Source organism: Micromonospora sp. NPDC057141, from assembly GCF_042670805.1.
In the GTDB taxonomy this organism is placed as follows: Bacteria; Actinomycetota; Actinomycetes; order Mycobacteriales; family Micromonosporaceae; genus Micromonospora.
This window is the reverse complement of the sequence record NZ_JBHUVA010000117.1, coordinates 1-15,830: the sequence shown is the minus strand read 5'-3', so window position 1 is coordinate 15,830 and position 15,830 is coordinate 1. Positions and strand designations below refer to the sequence as shown.

Here is a 15,830-nt window from a genome sequence, read left to right as displayed (position 1 = left end):
AACAGCGGTGCCACCTGGACCAACGACATCAGCCACGGCGAGCTGATCCGTACCACCGCCGACCAGACGTTCACCGTCGATCCCTGCAACCTCCAGCTGCTCTACCAGGGGCGTTCCCCCAGCTCCAACGGCGTCGACTACGGCCTCCTGCCGTACCGGCCGGGCCTGCTGACCCTGCAACGCTGACGGCGTGAGCCAACGCTAGTGGCGTGAGTTCAAGCGGCGGGCCCGGCGCAGGCCGGGCCCGCCGCGTCCGCTCGACACCTCGTACCGGACCGAACCCCGCGCGAGGCGGTCAGGCCGCTGGCCGGTCAGGCGTCGGCGATCGGGCTGGTGCCCAGGCGGATGTTGTCGATCGCCCAGTACCAGTTGTTGCCGGCATTGAAGATCCGGAAGTTGACCTTTGCCGAGGCGGCCCCAGCCGGGACAGGGCAGGAGAGCTGGACGAGCCGGTTCTCCTGGTCCTGACCCTGGTTGGTGTTTCCGGAGGTCGCGCTGCTGTAGTGCAGCACCTTGACCTCGGCGCCGGTGTCGAACTGGACGGTGACCTCGGCCTCCTGTGGGCTCTCCTGACGGTAGTGGGAGTCGAAGCCCAGGTGGAGGGTGGAGGTGCCCGACGGGATGGCGACCGCCGGGCTGGTCAGGGTCGAGTCGAACTGGCCCTGGCCGGACGGGCTGCCGTTGTCGTCCCAGTCGTCGGGGTCGGCAACCGCGACCACGCCGAGGGACCGGCTGAAGTTGGGGCGGTTCTGCCCGCCGGGGAACCAGAACTGCTTGGACAGGAAGGTCCAGCCCTGCAACTCCCGGGTGCCCTGCGGCATCCCCGGCGCGTTGGTGACCGCCCAGCCCTCGGGGGTGGTCCGCGTCCAGCCGAGGAGGCCGGGCCGGCTGAGGTCGGCCGCCGCAGCGAGCGTGGGGGCGACGGACTCGAAGTCCTCCGCGAGCAGGTAGCCGGTCATGACGGGCCCGGTCTTGGCCGGCAGGGACGCGGTCACCTGCTGGGCGCTGCCGCGCAGATCCGCCGTGACGGTCGCCTTGAGGCTGCCGGAGGCACGCGCCGCCGAGGCGGGCGCGACGACGTCCCACTCCAGGCGGGCGGAGGAGCGGGCCGCGACGGCCGCCGGCACGTCGCCCCTGGGGGTGGCGGTCCAGCCCGTCGGGAGGACCAGCGTGGCTGCCAGGCCGGTGAGCGGGGCGCCGCCGGCGTTGGTGACGGTGGCGGTCACGGTGACCGGCCTGCCCGGCGAGAGCACGGTGCCGTCGGTGCCGGGCGAACTCGCAGGACCGGTCAGCGAGACGGTCATCGCCGGGGCGACCCGGAAGCCAACACCTGCGTCGGCGAGCCTCAGCAGACCGTCGCCGTCGCCGTGGGCGGCGACCACCAGGCTGCCTGCGGTGGCGTCAGCGGCCGGCGTGACGGTGAAGCGCACCTCGGCTGAGCCCCCGGCGGCGATCACCTTCGGCGCCGCGACGGTCCGCTCGACCGTCCAGCCGGAGGGGGCGAGCAGGGCGACCGAGAGCCGGTCGATCCTGGTGCTGCCCTGGTTCCGCACGGTGACGACGACATCGGTCGGGCTGCTCTGCGCGAATGGCGTGTCCAGGGAGGGCAGCGCCTCCGGCAGGGTGATCGTCGCGGCCAGCGCCGGGGCGGTACCGGTCGCCGGGTCGGTGACGCCGGGCTTGCAGTCGGCCAGGCGGCCGGTCATCCGGCGCAGGAACGACGGGTCTCGCAGGTCGACGACCACGACGTCGTACCAGCCGTGGTCGGCAAGGTGGATGGGCACGGTCCGGGTCTCGCCGGGCGCGAGGGTGACGGTCTGGAGAGGGTGACGTGGCCGTCCACGGTGGCCAGCGTTGCGCGGGTAGACCGACTCGCCGACGAGGAGCCTGCGGGTGGTGGTGGAGGGGTTGGCGCACTTCACCTTCACCTGGCCGGGCGCGGCCTGCTCGACCAGGTACGCCTCGGCGCCCACACCGGTGCCGCGCAGCTTCCAGACGGACCAGCCGGGGGCAGTGACCTGCAGGTCGTAGCCGTCGGCACCGTACCCGATCGTGTTGTCGGCGGTCCCGGCCGCGGGGACGGTCCACGGATGTGGGGTGGTGCCGTCAGCGGGGTAGGCGGTGAACGTCGAGGCGGTGGTGCCCGCGTTTCCGAGCCGCAGGCGGACGCCGGTGCCGGTGACGTCGGCCCGCAGGGACAGGCGGTACGGCAAGGGCCGCGTCCGGCGGGTGCCGGTCTCCTGCGCCGGAAGCGCCTGGTTCTTCGGCGGTGCGGGGTTCCAGCGGCCGACCGCCGGTGGCACCGGGCCGGGCTGCTCCACCTCGGGCTGCGAGTGCTTGCGCTTGAAGTCGAAGGCGGAGGTCAGGTCGCCGAAGACGCTGCGGCGCCAGGCGCTGATGTTGGGCTCCTGGACGCCGGTCCACTTCTCCAGGAACCGGATGACCGAGGTGTGGTCGAAGGCCTCCGAGCAGACGAAACCGCCCACCGTCCACGGTGAGACGACCGTCATCGGCACCCGGGGGCCGGGGCCGACCGGAAGGCCGTTGAACCAGTCGTCGCTGTTGCCGGAGTCCGGCCGGGGCGCGACCGGGGCGGGCACGTGGTCGAAGTAGCCGTCGTTCTCGTCGAAGTTGATGAACAGAGCCGTCTTCGACCAGGTCTTCGGGTCGCTCGCGATGGCGTCGAGGATGTCGTAGATGAGGTTGGCGCTGCCGACCGGGGTGGAGGTGCCGGGGTGCTCGGAGAGCGCCGCCGTCGGAACCAGCCAACTCACCTTCGGCAGCGTGCCGTTCTTGATGTCGGACCTGAGTCGCTGGACGAGGGTGTCCGGCTCGGAGCGGTAGGCGCCCCGCATGAACAACCGGCGCTCCGCCTCGGTCAGCGAATCGACGCCCTGCTGGAACTGGGCCAGTGCGGCCTTCCGCTCGTCTGCGGTCTTGCCGAACAGGCCGTCGTAGAACTGCTCCGTGGTGGAGTACTGGCCGCTGACCTTGGAAAGGATCTTCCGGCCGATCTCCTTCCAGGGCCGGAAGTACTCGACCGCGTTGTCGGTGAAGTTGTCCCATTCCTGGTAGATCTGCCAGGAGACGCCGGCGGCCTCCAGACGCTCGGGGTACGTCGTCCACTGGTAGCCCGCGTGGGCGTAGGAGTAGGCGGCGTTGGTGACAGCCCGGTTGACGCCGTCCGGCTCGTAGCCGGTCGTGCCGGTCCACAGGTAGTTGCGGTTGGGGTTGGTCGATCCGTAGACCGAGCAGAAGTAGGCGTCGCAGATGGTGAAACGGTCGGCCAGTTCGTACTGGAGGGGAATGTCGCGCCGGTCGTAGAAGGCCATGGTGCTCTGGCCCTTGGCCGCGACCCAGTCGTTCCACCAGCCGTTCGCCCGCGCCTGGTTGGCGTCGGAGAAGCCGTGCGGGAGCGCGCCGAGGTACTGGATGTCGCTCTCGGGGCGACCGGCGTCGACCGCCGCCTGCCGGGCCGAGAACGGCAGGACCTTGCCACCGCCGGGTCGCGGCTGCTCGAAGACGCTGGCCCCGGTGGGCAGGCGCAGCGGTGTGCGGTCGCCGAAGCCGCGCACGCCCTTGAGGGTGCCGTAGTAGTTGTCGAAGGAACGATTCTCCTGCATCAGGATGATGACGTGTTCGATTGCGTTCAGGCCACCGGGAGGCAGCGGTGCTGCCATCGCCTTCAGCACTGACGGGGGCAGTAAAGAAAGCGCCGTGCCGCCAGCGACGGCACCGAGAAGCTTGCGGCGGGAGATCTCAGACATGGGGCGGAGACTAGGTCGCGCCGATAGCACAAGGTAACCCTTGAGTGGTGAAACTTCATCGAGTGTTCAATTTCCACTGTGGAACGTTGCGCCGTTTGTATGGCCGCGTTTGATGTCGGCAAAGTGGGCGTATCCGGGAGGGCTGGACCCCGCAATGTCGGCGATATGGAGTCGATCAAACGCTGACGAATCCCCTTCCGTAAGGATCCCCTTGCCGTGTTGACGGATTTCCTTCCGAGCAGCGGCTCACCTGACCGGGGTGCGTCAGGTGGGCCAGCTGGGCTGCTGGCCGCGTCGCGGAGAGGATCGGGGAGCGTGGGTGGCGTGCCGGCGCGGGCGGAGTGTCGTCGTACCGCCGGCTCGTGGGCGTGCCGGACCAGCCGGCTGCGCCCGGCGGCATCGGCCAGCAGCTCGACCGGGGTGGCCAGGACCACGGCGAGCCAGCCCAGCCAGAAGCCTCCCGGCACCCGGAGCTGCCGTTCCCAGCGGGACACCTCGTGCCGGCTCAACGTGGGCACGCCCGAGGCGGCGCAGAGCTCGGCGGCGAGGTCCTGCTGGCTGCGGCCCCGGGCCTGCCGGAGCCGGGCGAGCAGCGGCCCGAGCGGCTCGGGGCCGGGCGGCGTGGGCGGCGTCATCGGTCCTCCGGCAGGGGTCGGCGCGAGGGCGGCGTCGGCCTGCCCACCCCGGGCGGGCCGGCGCGCCGCCGGTCGGTGCTGACCCCCGCGCGGGCCCCGTCCGCGCTACCGCCTGTCTACCCCGGGGGTACGACGTTCCGCCCTGCCGCCGCCCTGCCGCCGCCCGGCCGCCGCCCTGCCGCCGCCCGGCCGCCGCCCGGCCGCCGCCCGTGCCGGGCCCGCGCGCGGGGGTCGCGTGGCGGTCACGGGGCGCTCGGGTGGCGGTCACGGGGCGGTCGCGTCAGGTGGGAAGGTCCTGGGTACGGTGCGCCTCGCCCGCTAGAGTCGGTCCATGGCTCTCGGTCTACCATCGGTCCTTCCCAATCCGCAGCCGGCGATCGGGGAGCTGATCCGTGACCGTCAGCCCACCTTCTCGTTCGAGTTCTTCCCGCCCAAGACACCTCAGGGCGAGCGGCTGCTGTGGCAGGCGATCCGCGAGCTGGAGTCGCTGCGTCCCTCGTTCGTCTCGATCACCTACGGCGCGGGCGGGTCGACCCGGGACACCACGGTCGCGGTGACCGAGCGGATCGCCACCGAGACCACCCTGCTGCCGATGGCGCACCTCACCGCCGTCAACCACTCCGTCGCCGAGCTGCGCAACGTCATCGGCCGGTTGGCCGGCGTCGGGGTGCGCAACGTGCTGGCCGTGCGGGGCGACCCGCCGGGCGACCCGGGTGGGGAGTGGGTCCGCCACCCCGAGGGGGTGCTCTACGCCGAGGACCTGGTGCGGCTGGTGCGCGACTCCGGTGACTTCAGCGTCGGGGTGGCCGCGTTTCCGTACAAGCACCCGCGCTCGCCCGACGTGGCCAGCGACACCGCGCACTTCGTCCGCAAGTGCCGGGCCGGGGCGGAGTTCGCGATCACCCAGATGTTCTTCGACGCCGACGACTACCTGCGGCTGCGGGACCGGGTGGCGGCGACGGGCTGCGACACCCCGATCCTGGCCGGGGTGATGCCCGTCACGCAGCTCAGCACGATCGAGCGGTCCGTGCAGCTGTCCGGGGCACCCTTCCCGCCGGCCCTGGCCGCGCGCTTCGCCGAGGTGGCAGACGACCCGGAGGCGGTCCGTCGGCTCGGCATCGAGCAGGCGGCCGAGATGTGCCGGCGACTGCTCGACGAGGGCGTGCCCGGCATCCACTTCATCACCCTCAACCGGTCCACCGCGACCCGGGAGGTCTGGCAGCAGTTGCAGGTCGGCGCGCGGATGTGACCCCAGTGGCGCGACACCACAGCGCCGGTGCGACGGTTGTTCCGTGGTGGGCACTTCGCTGAACTGGGACGAGTACGCGACGGCGTGGGCGCGGCTGCACGGGGGCTTCGACCCCCGGGCGGCGGCCCCGGTGGTCCGCGCCTGGCTGCGGTTCGCCTACCACCTCGGGTACGCGCTGGGCCGGCTCCGGGTCACCCCGACCGCCGTCACCGTGGCGGGGGTGCTGCTCTGCCTCTGCGTACCGCTGTTCGCCGTCCGGCCGGTGAGCGGGCCGGTGCTCGCGGCGCTGTTCGTGCTGGCCGCCTCGGTGGCCGACAGCGTCGACGGCGCGGTGGCGGTGGCCACCAACCGCACCACCCGGCTCGGCTACGTCTACGACTCGGTGGCCGACCGGCTCGGCGAGGCCGCCTGGCTGGCCGCGTTCTGGCTGGTGGGCGCGCCGGGCGCGCTGGTCGCCGCCGCCGGCGGGCTGTCCTGGCTGCACGAGTACGTCCGGGCGCGGTCGGTGTCGGCCGGGATGCGGGAGATCGGCGCGGTCACCGTGGGGGAGCGTCCCACCCGGGTCTGCGTGGCCCTGGTCGGGCTGCTGCTGTCCGGCCTGGCCGGGCTGATCGACCCGGACCTGACTGCGGGCACGATCACCATGGCCACCGCCGTCTGGGTGCTGTTGGCCGGCTTCGGGCTGGGCCAGCTGTTCGCCGCCGTCCGCCGCGCCCTCATCGAGGCGGGCTGACCCGCCGCCGTCCTTACTCCCAGGCAGGGCCGATGGCGTCGGCGACGATCTGCGCGGAGAGGGCGACCATCGGCAGGCCGCCCCCGGGATGCCCGGAGCCGCCGACCAGCCACAGCCCGGCCGCCGGCCCCCGGTTCGCCGGCCGCAGCAGGCCGCCGGCCGTGCCGTAGATCGAGCCGCCCGGCGCGCCGGTGGCGGCGTCCAGGTCGGCCGGGGTGCGCACCTCCCGGAACACCAGCCGGTCGCGCACGTCCATGCCGCGCTGGGCGAGCACGTCGAGGACCCGGTCGGCGTACGCCTCGGCCAGGCCCGGCCGCCGCCAGTCCACCGCGCCCGTGGCGGTGCCGTGGCGGGGCGCGTTGACCAGCACGAACCACGCCTCGTGCCCGTCGGGGCGCACCGCCGGGTCGCCGGCCACGGTGACGAAGACGGTCGGGTCGGGGGCGGGCCGGGCCCGCACGCCCCGCCCGGGGTGGCCGAAGACCGCGTCGAACTCGGCGTCGTAGTCGCGCGGGAAGAACACGTTGTGGTGGGCCAGGCCGGTCTCGCCGGCCACCCCGAGCAGCAGCACGAAGCCGGCGAGGCTGCGGTCGGTGAGCCCGGCCAGCCGGCGAGGGCTGGGCAGCAGGTCCCGGTAGAGGGTCAGCGCGTCGACGTTGGCCACCACCACGTCGGCGGGCACGGGCGCGGCGACGCCGGCGAGGCGTACCCCGTGGACCCGGCCGCCCGCCGCGTCGATGCGGGTGACCGCGGTGCCGGTCCGCACGACCACGCCCAGGTCCAGGCAGCGGGTCAGCAGCGCGTCGGCGAGGGTGCCCAGGCCGCCGCGCAGGTACCAGCCGCCGAACGCCAGCTCGGCGTACGGGACGGCGACGAGCGCGGCCGGGGCCCGACGCGGGTCGGCCCCGGCGTAGGTGGCGTACCGGTCCAGCAGCATTCGCAGCCGGGGGTCGGCCAGGTGCCAGCGGCCCAGCCCGCGCAGGGTGCGCCCGGGGGCGATGGCGGCGAGGTCGCCCAGCCGCCAGGCCAGCGCGGCCAGGTCCAGCGGCGAGTCGATGGCCCGGCGCAGGATGTCCCGGTGCGAGGCGTCCCAGACCCGGGCGGCGCGCCGCCACAGCCGCTGCCAGTCGGCGGCGGCCCGGTCGCCGAACGCCGCGCCGACGCGGGCGGCGAACTCGGCCGGGTCGGCGCAGGAGTCGAGGGTGGGCCCGCCGCCGGGGAAGACGTGCCGGACGATCGGGTCCAGCGGGGCCAGGTCGAGATACTCGTCGAGCTTCGCGCCGGTCGCCTCGAACAGGTCGTGGAAGACCTCCGGGAGGGTGAGCAGGCTGGGCCCGGTGTCGAAGTGGAACGACCCGGCCGGGGTGTCGTGGACGTACCGGCCGAGTTTGCCGCCGACCGTGCCGGCCCGCTCGAAGACGGTCACCTCGTGCCCGGTGGCGGCCAGCCGGGCGGCGGTGGCCAGCCCACCCACCCCGGCACCGACGACCACGATCCGCGCCATGACGTGCCCTCCTAGCTGACCGGGCGACCCCGCCAGGACAGGCGGCGTCGCTTCCGCAGATGGTACGACCGCGCGGTCAGCCAACCGAGGACCGCGACCGACACGGGGTGGCCGAGCGCGTCGGGCCACCACCGGCCGCCGGTGGCGCGGGCGCTGACCGCCCGCCCGGCCACCCCGAGCAGCCAGGCCAGCGCCGCCAGGGCCGCGACGGTCGGTGCGCCGGCCAGCAGGGCGGCCAGCGCCACCAGCGGGGGAGCGGTGTAGAGCAGCAGCAGCGTCGCCACCACGGCCGCCGCCGCGCCGGGGTGGCCGAACGAGGCCCACAGCGACTTGGTGTAGCCGTCGCGCAGCTGCCGCCAGTCGTCGTACATCCGGCAGGTGGCCAGCCGGGAGCCGTCGGCCAGCGCGATCCGGCCGCCGGACCGCTTGATCGCGCGGGCCAGCTCGACGTCCTCCAGCACCCGGTCGGCCACGGCGGCGTGCCCGCCGGCCGCCGCGTAGCCGGCCCGGTCGACCACGAGGAACTGCCCGCCGGCCGCCGCCAGCGACGGCCGCGGCGAGCGCTCCATCGCCCGCAGCGGCAGGAAGGTCAGCCACAGCCACTGCAGCAGCGGCTGCACCAGCCGGTCCGCCGCGGTCCGGGTCACGATCCCCGGGTACGGCGACAGCAGCGTCACCCGCGCGGCGCGCAGCTCGGCGACGGCCGCCGCCACCGCGTACGGGGCGAGGACGACGTCGGCGTCGACGAAGGTCAGCGCGGTGGCTGCCGGGTCGGCGCGGGTGGCGAGCTGGTGGCAGGCGTGCGGCTTGCCCAGCCAGCCCGGCGGCGGGGCGTCGCCGGTGAGCAGGGTGACCCGGTCGTCGTCGCCGGTGACCGCGCGGACCACGTCGGCGGTGCCGTCGGTGGAGCCGTCGTCGAGCACCACGATCCGCAGGTCGGGCACGCCGCGCTGGGCGAGCAGCGACTGAAGGCACGGGGTGACCCGGTCGGCCTCGTCGCGCAGCGGCAGCAGCACCGCGACGGCCTCGGTGACCTCGACGGGCCCGCCGGTCGGGCGGCGCAACCACCGGGTGGCGTTGACCCAGGTGTGCGCGGTGAGCACGGCGACGGCGGCGAGGAGCAGCAGGATGCCGGTCATGCGGTCGCGTCGGCGGGCGGGCCCTGCTGCCGCTGCCGCTGCTGGTCCTGCTGCCGCTGCCGGTCCTGCTGGCGTTCGCGGCGCAGCGTCAGGGCCAGCGGCACGGCGGCGCTCGCCATGCCGGCCGCGCCCCACACCGCCGACGCGGGCAGACCGAGGAAGAGCGCGTGGGCCAGGATGCTGGAGCCGTACGTCCACAGGTAGAGCGCGAACATCGGGGCGTCGCCGGGGCCGGCCCGGTCGACGGTCGGCCCGGCCAGCGGGCGCAGCGCCACCATCAGCAGCACCGCGAAGAGCAGCCAGCCGAGGTAGTTGCTGACGGGCACGCCGGGCAGGCCGGGCAGCGCGGGTGTGGCGTCCCGCCACACCCAGTAGCCCTCGGCGACCATCTGCGGGTCGAGGAACAGGTCCCAGGCGGCCAGCCCGACGGCTGCGAGGGCCACCCGGGCGACGCCGGGGGAGACGAGCCGGGCCGCCGCGAGCCAGGCGGGCCAGGCCATCCAGGTCCAGGCCAGGGGGATGATCAGCGGCACCCCGGCCAGCTTCGGGCCCAGCTCGCCGGAGTAGTCGTAGCTGCCGAACGGGAAGCCGGTGGCCACCCCGAGGGCCTCGATGGCGAAGCCGCCGCCGGTGGCCACCGCGACCAGCGCCGCCGCCGTGCGGGGCCCCCGGGTCAGCAGCGCGTGGCCGACCGAGAGGAAATAGCCGAGCACGACGGTGGCCACCGTCAGCCCGGCCCGGGTGGCGCCGGCGGTGAGTGGGTAGCAGACCTGGGCCAGGACCAGCGCGCCCAGCCCCGCCCAGGGCAGCAGCGGCCGCCGCCCCGCCCGGGTCACGGCGCGGCCGGGGCGGCGGGGCTGGAGGCGGCCGGGGCCGGGGCGGTGAGCGGGAGGTCCCGGCCGAGGATGCCGAACGGGCGTTCGTCGCCGGGGAAGTGGAAGTGGCGCAAAACGTCGACGAAGCCGAACCGGCGGTACAGCCGCCAGGCCCGGGAGCGCTGCTCGTCGGCCTCGGGCGTGGAGAGCAGGGTGGTGCTGCCCGGCGCCATGGTGAGCAGGGCGGTGAGCTGCCGGGTGCCCAGGCGGTGCCCCTGGGCGGGCGGCCGGACGTGCAACTCGACGACCTCGAAGCAGTCGGTGAGCCAGCGCCGCCGGGCGTCGGCGGTCAGCGCCCGGTGCACCTGGTCGTGCCACCACTGGCCGGGCGTGCCGAGGTAGCCGTATCCGAAGCCGGCCAGGTGACCCTCGGAGGTGAGGCTGGCCACGGCGCGGAAGCCGGGCCGGCGCACGTGGGTGGCGATGTAGCCGCGCCGGGCCTCCAGCAGGTCGGCCCGGTAGTTCATCGCCTCGCCGTAGACGGCCACCACGTCGTCCAGCCGCCGGACCAGGTCGTCCGGCGTCCAGCGCACCAACCTCATGCCCGCCCATCCTTCGCCGTTGCCGCGTCGCCGTCGGCGACCCACCCCAGCACCGCCCGGTCGCCGACCACGTCGCGCACCTCGAACCGCGCGAAGAGCTCCTCCGCGTACCACCCCTCGGTGGGGGTGCGCGCGATCGCGGCGCGGTGCTCGGGGTGACGGTACGCGAACGCGACGAGGTCCGCCGGATCGCGCCACACGCTGACCGTGCCCTGCCAGCCCAGCGGGGCCTCGCCGACGCCGAACCGGGCCAGCAGGCCGGGCGCGGCGTGCAGGGCGGCGGCCACCGGCGGGACGGCCCGCCAGAAGGTGGCCGCCCGGCGGGCCCGCAGCCGGGCCCGGGTCAGCGCCAGCACCGGCCCGGCGATCCGGCCGCCGGAGGGCTCGCCGAACGGCCGCCGCCCGGACCACTCGCCCCGGCTGGTCAGCGGGCGCAGGTCGACCCGCACCGACGAGCGGGCGATGCGGGCCCAGGAGCGGCCCACCGGCGAGGCGTCGAAGCCGGCGGCGTCGGCCGGGGAGTCCCAGACGGCGAGGGCCGCCCAGCGGGCCGGGTCGGCGTCGCCGGGGCCGAAGCCGGTGCCCGTCCCCGTGCCGAGCAGTTTGCCGAACCGGACCCCGGGGATGCGGCGCAGCCGCGCCGGGTGCGTCGCCATCCGGGCCAGCGCGCCGGGCAGGGCGGCCCGGCCGATCCGCCAGACGTGCAGGGTGACCAGCTCGGGGACGCCGTTCACGCCACCTCGGTCGCGGCGCCGACGGTGATCCGCAGCAGCTCCGCGTACGTCGTGGGAAAGACCGCCTGGGGGACCCCGCCGGCAGCCCAGACCTCGTCGTGGCGTTCCAAAGCCACGTCGACGAGGGTGCGCAGCGGCTCGGGGTGGCCGATCGGGGCGACGCCGCCGATCGGCTGGCCGGTGTGGGCGCGGACGAACTCGGGGGTGGCCCGGCGCAGGTGGGTCACCCCGAGGTGCGCGGCCAGGCCGGCCGTGTCCACCCGGTGCGCGCCGGAGGTGAGCACCAGCAGCGGCGCGCCGTCGGCGGCGAAGATGAGCGAGTTCGCGATGGCGCCGACGTCGACGCCGAGGGCGTCGGCCGCCGCCGCGGCGGTGTGCACCGCCGCGGGCAGCAGGCGGACCTCGCTGGGCCGGCCGGAGCCGTCCCGCGCGCCCGTGGCCTCGAGGGCCTCCTGCACGGCCCGCACGTTCGGGTGTGGCTGCATGCCGCTCATTCTCCCCGCCGTCGCCGCGCCCGTCGCACCCACCTACGGCTACGCCGCGCCGACCCACGCCGTCGGTCGGGTGCCCGGCCAGTCCTGGGTGGTCCGGACCCGGCCGTCGGCGGCCACCAGCAGGGCGGCGTACCCGTCGAGGGTGGCCAGCCAGTCCAGGGCGTCCGGGCCCCCGGCGACGGCCGCCGTGGCGTACACGTCGGCCCAGAGCAGTTCGGGGCCGACCACGGTGACCGACCGGACGGCCTCGGCGGGCCGGCCGGCGCGCGGGTCGGTGATGTGCGTGCCGCGCCGGGCGGTGCCGGAGGTGGCGACCGCGCCGCCGGCCCGCTCCAGCACGTCGAGCAGGTGCCCCGGGCGCTGCGGATCCTCGACGCCGACCCGCCAGGCCGGCCGGTCGGGCGCGGCGCGCAGCAGCACGTCGCCCCCGGCGTTGAGGCACACGTCGTGGCCGGCCAGGTCGGTCAGCCACCGGGCGGCGCGCTCGACCGCCCAGCCCTTGACCAGCCCGGACGGGTCGAAGCCGACGCCGCCGCGCGGCAGCGGCAGCCGCCGGGCGTCGAACCGGCCGCCGGTGCGCAGCCGGGCCAGCTCGCACAGCTCGACCACCTCCCGCACCAGCGGGTCGGCGGTGGCCGCGTCGGGCAGCCGGCCGTCGAGCCGGCCGAGCGCGCTGTCCGGCCGGTACGTGCTGAACGTGTCGTCGGCCGTGCGCAGCTCGGCGAAGAACGTCTCCACCCGGGCGGCGACGGCGTCGTCGCGCACCCCGGGCCCGCGCAGGTGCACGCTCACCGGCAGGCCCATCACCTGCGTCACCCAGGCCCGCCGGTCCGGTTCGGTGGTCGTGGCCATCGTGTTCACCTTCCCGTTCACAGGTGCGCCGCGTCGATGGCGGCCTGGAGGGACTCCCGGTAGCCGTCGCTGGTGACGGTGGCCCCGGAGACCGTGTCGATGTCGGCGCTCTGCGCGGCCAGGGCCGACTGCCGCAGGATCGGCACCGCGTAGTCGTTGATCTGCTGGTCCCGGTGGTTGCCGTCGGGCACCTGGAGCGCGGTGACGTCGGTGATCTTCCCGCCGGAGACGGTGATCCGGACCTGCACCGGCCCCCACCGGGTCTGCGCCACCGACCCGTCGTACTGCCCCGACCCGCTGCTCGACGAGCCGCCGGAGGAGGAGTCGGCCGAGGAACCACCGGAGGATGAGCCGCCCGACGAGTCGGAGTCGGAGCCGGAGTCGGAGCCGGAGCTGGTGCCGGTGTTTTCGCCCGTGCCGGCGGCGATGGCGCTGCTGTCCCCGCCCACCCCCATCGTGCTGGTCTTGTAGCTGAACAGCAGCACCAGCGCCGCCACGGTGGACAGCAGCCAGACGGTGATCCGTCGCATGGAAACCTCCTTCGCGCCTGTCACCAGGCAAAACGTTCGTGGTGGGTGTGCTCGTCGGGCACCCCGGCGGCGCGGGTCGCGGCCCGCGCCGCGTCGACCCAGCCGTCCGGGCCGCACAGGAAGACGTCGTGGCCGGCGATGTCGGGGGAGAGCCGGCGCAGCGCCTCGGCGTCGGTCGTCCCCTCCGCGTACGCCGGCAGCCAGGCCGGTCGCCGGGCGCGCGGGCCGACCAGGTGGTGCACCACCACCCCGCGCTCGGCCGCGAGCCGGTCCAGCTCCGCGCGGAAGGCGATCTCCTCCTCGGTACGCGCGCGGTAGAGCAGCACCGCCTGGCCCGGGGCGTACGGCAGCTCCCAGAGCAGCGCCAGCAGCGGGGTGATGCCGACCCCGCAGGCGAACATCGTGATCCCGCCGCCGCGCCAGTGCTCACCGGTCAGCCGCCCGTACGGGCCCTCCAGCAGCACCCGGGTGCCGGGGCGCAGGGTGGCCACCCGGGCGCTGCCGTCGCCGAGGTCCTTCACGGTGATCCGCAGCAGGTCCCCCGACGGGGGCGCCGACAGCGAGTACGGGTGGGCCCGGGACCAGCCGGGGCCGTCGAGGAACCGCCAGGAGAAGAACTGCCCCGCCCGTACGGGCAGCCGGTGCAGGTCGCGCCCGCGCAGCCACACCGAGGTCACGCCGGGCGCCTCGGGCACCACCGCCGCCACCTCGACCCGGTGCCGCAGGGAGCGCCAGGCCGGCAGCCCCAGCCGGAACGCCAGCACGCTGCCCAGCGCCAGCAGGTACGCCGTCCACCAGTACGCCCGCGCGGCGGCCGAGGCGACGAAGTCCGCGCCGGTCCAGAGCTGGTGCGGCAGCGCCAGTGCGATCCCCAGGTACGCGTACAGGTGCAGCAGGTGCCAGGACTCGTAGCGCAGCCGGCGGCGGGCCGCCCGGATGGAGGTGCCCACCACCAGCACCAGCAGTCCCAGCGCGGCGGTGGCCAGCAGCATCCCCGGATACCCGGTGACCAGCAGCCAGAACTGCGTGACGACGTCCTCGCGGGCGGTGCCGGCGTACCCGATGGTGGTCAGCGCCACGTGGGCCAGCAGCAGGTGGAACGAGGCGAAGCCGGCGAGCCGGTGCCAGCGGGCGATCCGGTCCTGGCCGAAGCGCCGCTCGATCAGCGGCACCCGGGCCATCAGGACCACCTGGATCAGCATCAGATCGGCGCTGAGCAGGCCGGTGAGCCGGCCGGCGGAGGTGAGGCCGGTGGCCACCCCGGACAGCAGCTCCTGCACCCCCCGGTCGGTCGTCCAGAGCGCGGTGACCACGAGCAGGCTGAGCGCGGCGGCGGCACCGGCCGCGTCGGCCCACCAGCCGGGGGCCCCCGGCGGGACGGGGCGGGCGGTGGCCGGCCGCTCGGCGACGGCGGCGCTCATCCGACGATCGTTTCGGTACGGCTGACGTTCATGGGGTCCACCCTGCGACGGTGACCTCGACCGGCCCTATGTGAAACCTGTGCGCGTACTGAGAATCCCGGCGGCGGGCGTGCGGCGTTCAGCGTGCGGCGGCGGGCGCACCGGTGACGACGGCGTCGGGCGCGGGCGGCACGGACTGCTGCCGGGGCGGGTCCGCCCGGGCCGTCTCGGCCAGCGCCACCCCGAACAGCACCAGCGCGCCGCCGCCGAGCTGGGCGGCGTTGAGCGCCTCGCCCGCGCCGATGACGACCCAGGCGACCGCCGCGGCGAGCACCGGCTCCACCATGCCGACGATCCCGACACTGGTCGCGGGCAGGTGCCGCATCGCGCCCGCCACCAGCAGGTACGGCACGACCGAGCCGAGCACCACCACGTACGCGCAGAGCAGCGCGACCGGCACGCCTCCGGCGCGGCCGGTGAGCGGTTCCCAGCCCCCGGTGCCGGCGGTGACCGACCGGGTGAGCAGCCCGGCCACGGCGGACCCGCCGAACGCCCAGGTGCACAGCGACAGGGTGTCCCGGCCCCGCACGCCACGCGCCCCGAGCACGTAGTAGCCGGCCAGGAAGACCGCCGCGCCGAGGCCGGCGAGCATGCCGAGGCCGTCCAGCCGCAGCCCGCCCCACACCTCGGCCACGCAGCCCAGCCCGGCGAGGCTCAGCGCCAGGCCGGCCCAGAGCCGGGGGCGGACCCGGTGCCGCTGGCCGAACCGGGCCCAGAGGGCGACCAGCAGCGGGGCCGAGTACTCGAACAGCAGGCCGATCCCGACCGGCAACCGGGAGATGGCGACGAAGTAGAGCATCGGCACGAGGAAGAAGCCGGTCAGGCCGTACCCGAGCAGCAGCGGCAGCTGCCGGGCGGTGACCCGCAGCCGGCGGACGCCCGGGCGCAGCGCGACGCTCAGCAGCAGCAGGACGGTGACCGCGCCCAAGGCGCGCAGCAGGGTCAGCTGCTGCGCGTTCAGGCCGGCCCGGAGCACCAGCTTGGAGACCGTGCCGTTGACGGCGAAGAGGGCTCCCGAGCCGAGCACCATGGCGACACCGAGGGCGGGGCGGGGAGTCGTCACCAGCAGAGGCTAGCGCCGCCGTCGGTTCCGGCACGCCGGGCGTCCACACGTTGCGTTTTCGTCGGGCGCGGGGTGTACTGTCAGCAGTAGTTAGAACGAGTGTTCGATTGCCTCGAACGTTCGTTCCAGCAACCCGGGGTGGTGTTTCGCGGCGCCGGCCCCGGGCGGTGCGGCTCCGCGGGCCGCACCTGGGTCCCCGGGCAGTCGCGAGTCCGGGCCCGTCAGGCAGGAGCGTCGCCCGCCGCCCACGACC

15 protein-coding genes are annotated in these 15,830 nt (G+C 75.1%); 3 read left to right on the top strand and 12 right to left on the bottom strand.

Going from position 1 to position 15,830, the window contains the following annotated elements; all coding sequences use genetic code 11:
- A partial coding sequence (locus tag ACFT41_RS30625; protein ID WP_377614076.1) for a non-reducing end alpha-L-arabinofuranosidase family hydrolase occupies window positions 1-186 on the top strand: 186 nt, incomplete at its 5' end.
- 125 nt (window positions 187-311) lie between these two features.
- Here the strand turns inward: ACFT41_RS30625 and ACFT41_RS30620 are convergent.
- The gene (locus ACFT41_RS30620) at window positions 312-3,767 is read right to left on the bottom strand and encodes a phosphocholine-specific phospholipase C (protein ID WP_377590353.1); all 3,456 of its coding nucleotides are present in this window, start codon (window positions 3,765-3,767) and stop codon (window positions 312-314) included.
- Complete coding sequence (locus tag ACFT41_RS30615) at window positions 3,686-4,402, bottom strand: helix-turn-helix domain-containing protein (protein ID WP_377590352.1); 717 nt, start codon at window positions 4,400-4,402, stop codon at window positions 3,686-3,688. Before ACFT41_RS30615 ends, ACFT41_RS30620 begins: the two co-directional genes overlap by 82 nt.
- 331 nt (window positions 4,403-4,733) lie before the next feature.
- Here ACFT41_RS30615 and metF point away from each other — a divergent pair, with 331 nt between their 5' ends.
- Window positions 4,734-5,651, top strand: a complete 918-nt coding sequence (metF, locus tag ACFT41_RS30610) for a methylenetetrahydrofolate reductase [NAD(P)H] (protein ID WP_377589754.1) — start codon at window positions 4,734-4,736, stop codon at window positions 5,649-5,651.
- 43 nt (window positions 5,652-5,694) lie between these two features.
- Entirely contained in the window at window positions 5,695-6,384 is a 690-nt protein-coding gene (locus tag ACFT41_RS30605) for a CDP-alcohol phosphatidyltransferase family protein (RefSeq protein WP_377589755.1), read from the top strand.
- A 13-nt stretch (window positions 6,385-6,397) separates the two neighbouring features.
- On the opposite strand, the gene ACFT41_RS30600 is transcribed toward ACFT41_RS30605, so the two are convergent.
- From ACFT41_RS30600 to ACFT41_RS30555, 10 genes are all read right to left on the bottom strand, one after another.
- Entirely contained in the window at window positions 6,398-7,888 is a 1,491-nt protein-coding gene (locus ACFT41_RS30600; RefSeq protein ID WP_377589756.1) for a phytoene desaturase family protein, read from the bottom strand.
- A gap of 11 nt (window positions 7,889-7,899) precedes the next feature.
- Window positions 7,900-9,027: a glycosyltransferase gene (locus ACFT41_RS30595; RefSeq protein ID WP_377589758.1), complete on the bottom strand. Its 1,128-nt coding sequence runs from the start codon at window positions 9,025-9,027 to the stop codon at window positions 7,900-7,902.
- On the bottom strand, window positions 9,024-9,863 hold the full coding sequence (locus ACFT41_RS30590) for a carotenoid biosynthesis protein (RefSeq protein ID WP_377589759.1): 840 nt from the start codon (window positions 9,861-9,863) through the stop codon (window positions 9,024-9,026). Before ACFT41_RS30590 ends, ACFT41_RS30595 begins: the two co-directional genes overlap by 4 nt.
- On the bottom strand, window positions 9,860-10,444 hold the full coding sequence (locus ACFT41_RS30585; protein ID WP_377589760.1) for a GNAT family N-acetyltransferase: 585 nt from the start codon (window positions 10,442-10,444) through the stop codon (window positions 9,860-9,862). Before ACFT41_RS30585 ends, ACFT41_RS30590 begins: the two co-directional genes overlap by 4 nt.
- Window positions 10,441-11,178, bottom strand: coding sequence for a monooxygenase (locus tag ACFT41_RS30580; RefSeq protein ID WP_377589761.1), 738 nt, complete (start codon window positions 11,176-11,178; stop codon window positions 10,441-10,443). The genes ACFT41_RS30585 and ACFT41_RS30580 overlap by 4 nt, the downstream gene beginning before the upstream one ends.
- Complete coding sequence (locus tag ACFT41_RS30575) at window positions 11,175-11,663, bottom strand: YbaK/EbsC family protein (RefSeq protein ID WP_377589762.1); 489 nt, start codon at window positions 11,661-11,663, stop codon at window positions 11,175-11,177. The genes ACFT41_RS30580 and ACFT41_RS30575 overlap by 4 nt, the downstream gene beginning before the upstream one ends.
- Window positions 11,664-11,711: 48 nt before the next feature.
- Window positions 11,712-12,524 (bottom strand): FAD:protein FMN transferase, encoded by an 813-nt coding sequence (locus ACFT41_RS30570; RefSeq protein WP_377589763.1) that lies wholly within the window; start codon window positions 12,522-12,524, stop codon window positions 11,712-11,714.
- A 17-nt stretch (window positions 12,525-12,541) separates the two neighbouring features.
- Complete coding sequence (locus ACFT41_RS30565; RefSeq protein ID WP_377589764.1) at window positions 12,542-13,054, bottom strand: FMN-binding protein; 513 nt, start codon at window positions 13,052-13,054, stop codon at window positions 12,542-12,544.
- Between the two features lie 20 nt (window positions 13,055-13,074).
- The gene (locus ACFT41_RS30560) at window positions 13,075-14,475 is read right to left on the bottom strand and encodes a ferric reductase-like transmembrane domain-containing protein (RefSeq protein ID WP_377589765.1); all 1,401 of its coding nucleotides are present in this window, start codon (window positions 14,473-14,475) and stop codon (window positions 13,075-13,077) included.
- Window positions 14,476-14,593: 118 nt separating this feature from the next.
- The gene (locus ACFT41_RS30555) at window positions 14,594-15,577 is read right to left on the bottom strand and encodes a DMT family transporter (RefSeq protein ID WP_377589766.1); all 984 of its coding nucleotides are present in this window, start codon (window positions 15,575-15,577) and stop codon (window positions 14,594-14,596) included.
- Window positions 15,578-15,830: the final 253 nt, after the last annotated feature.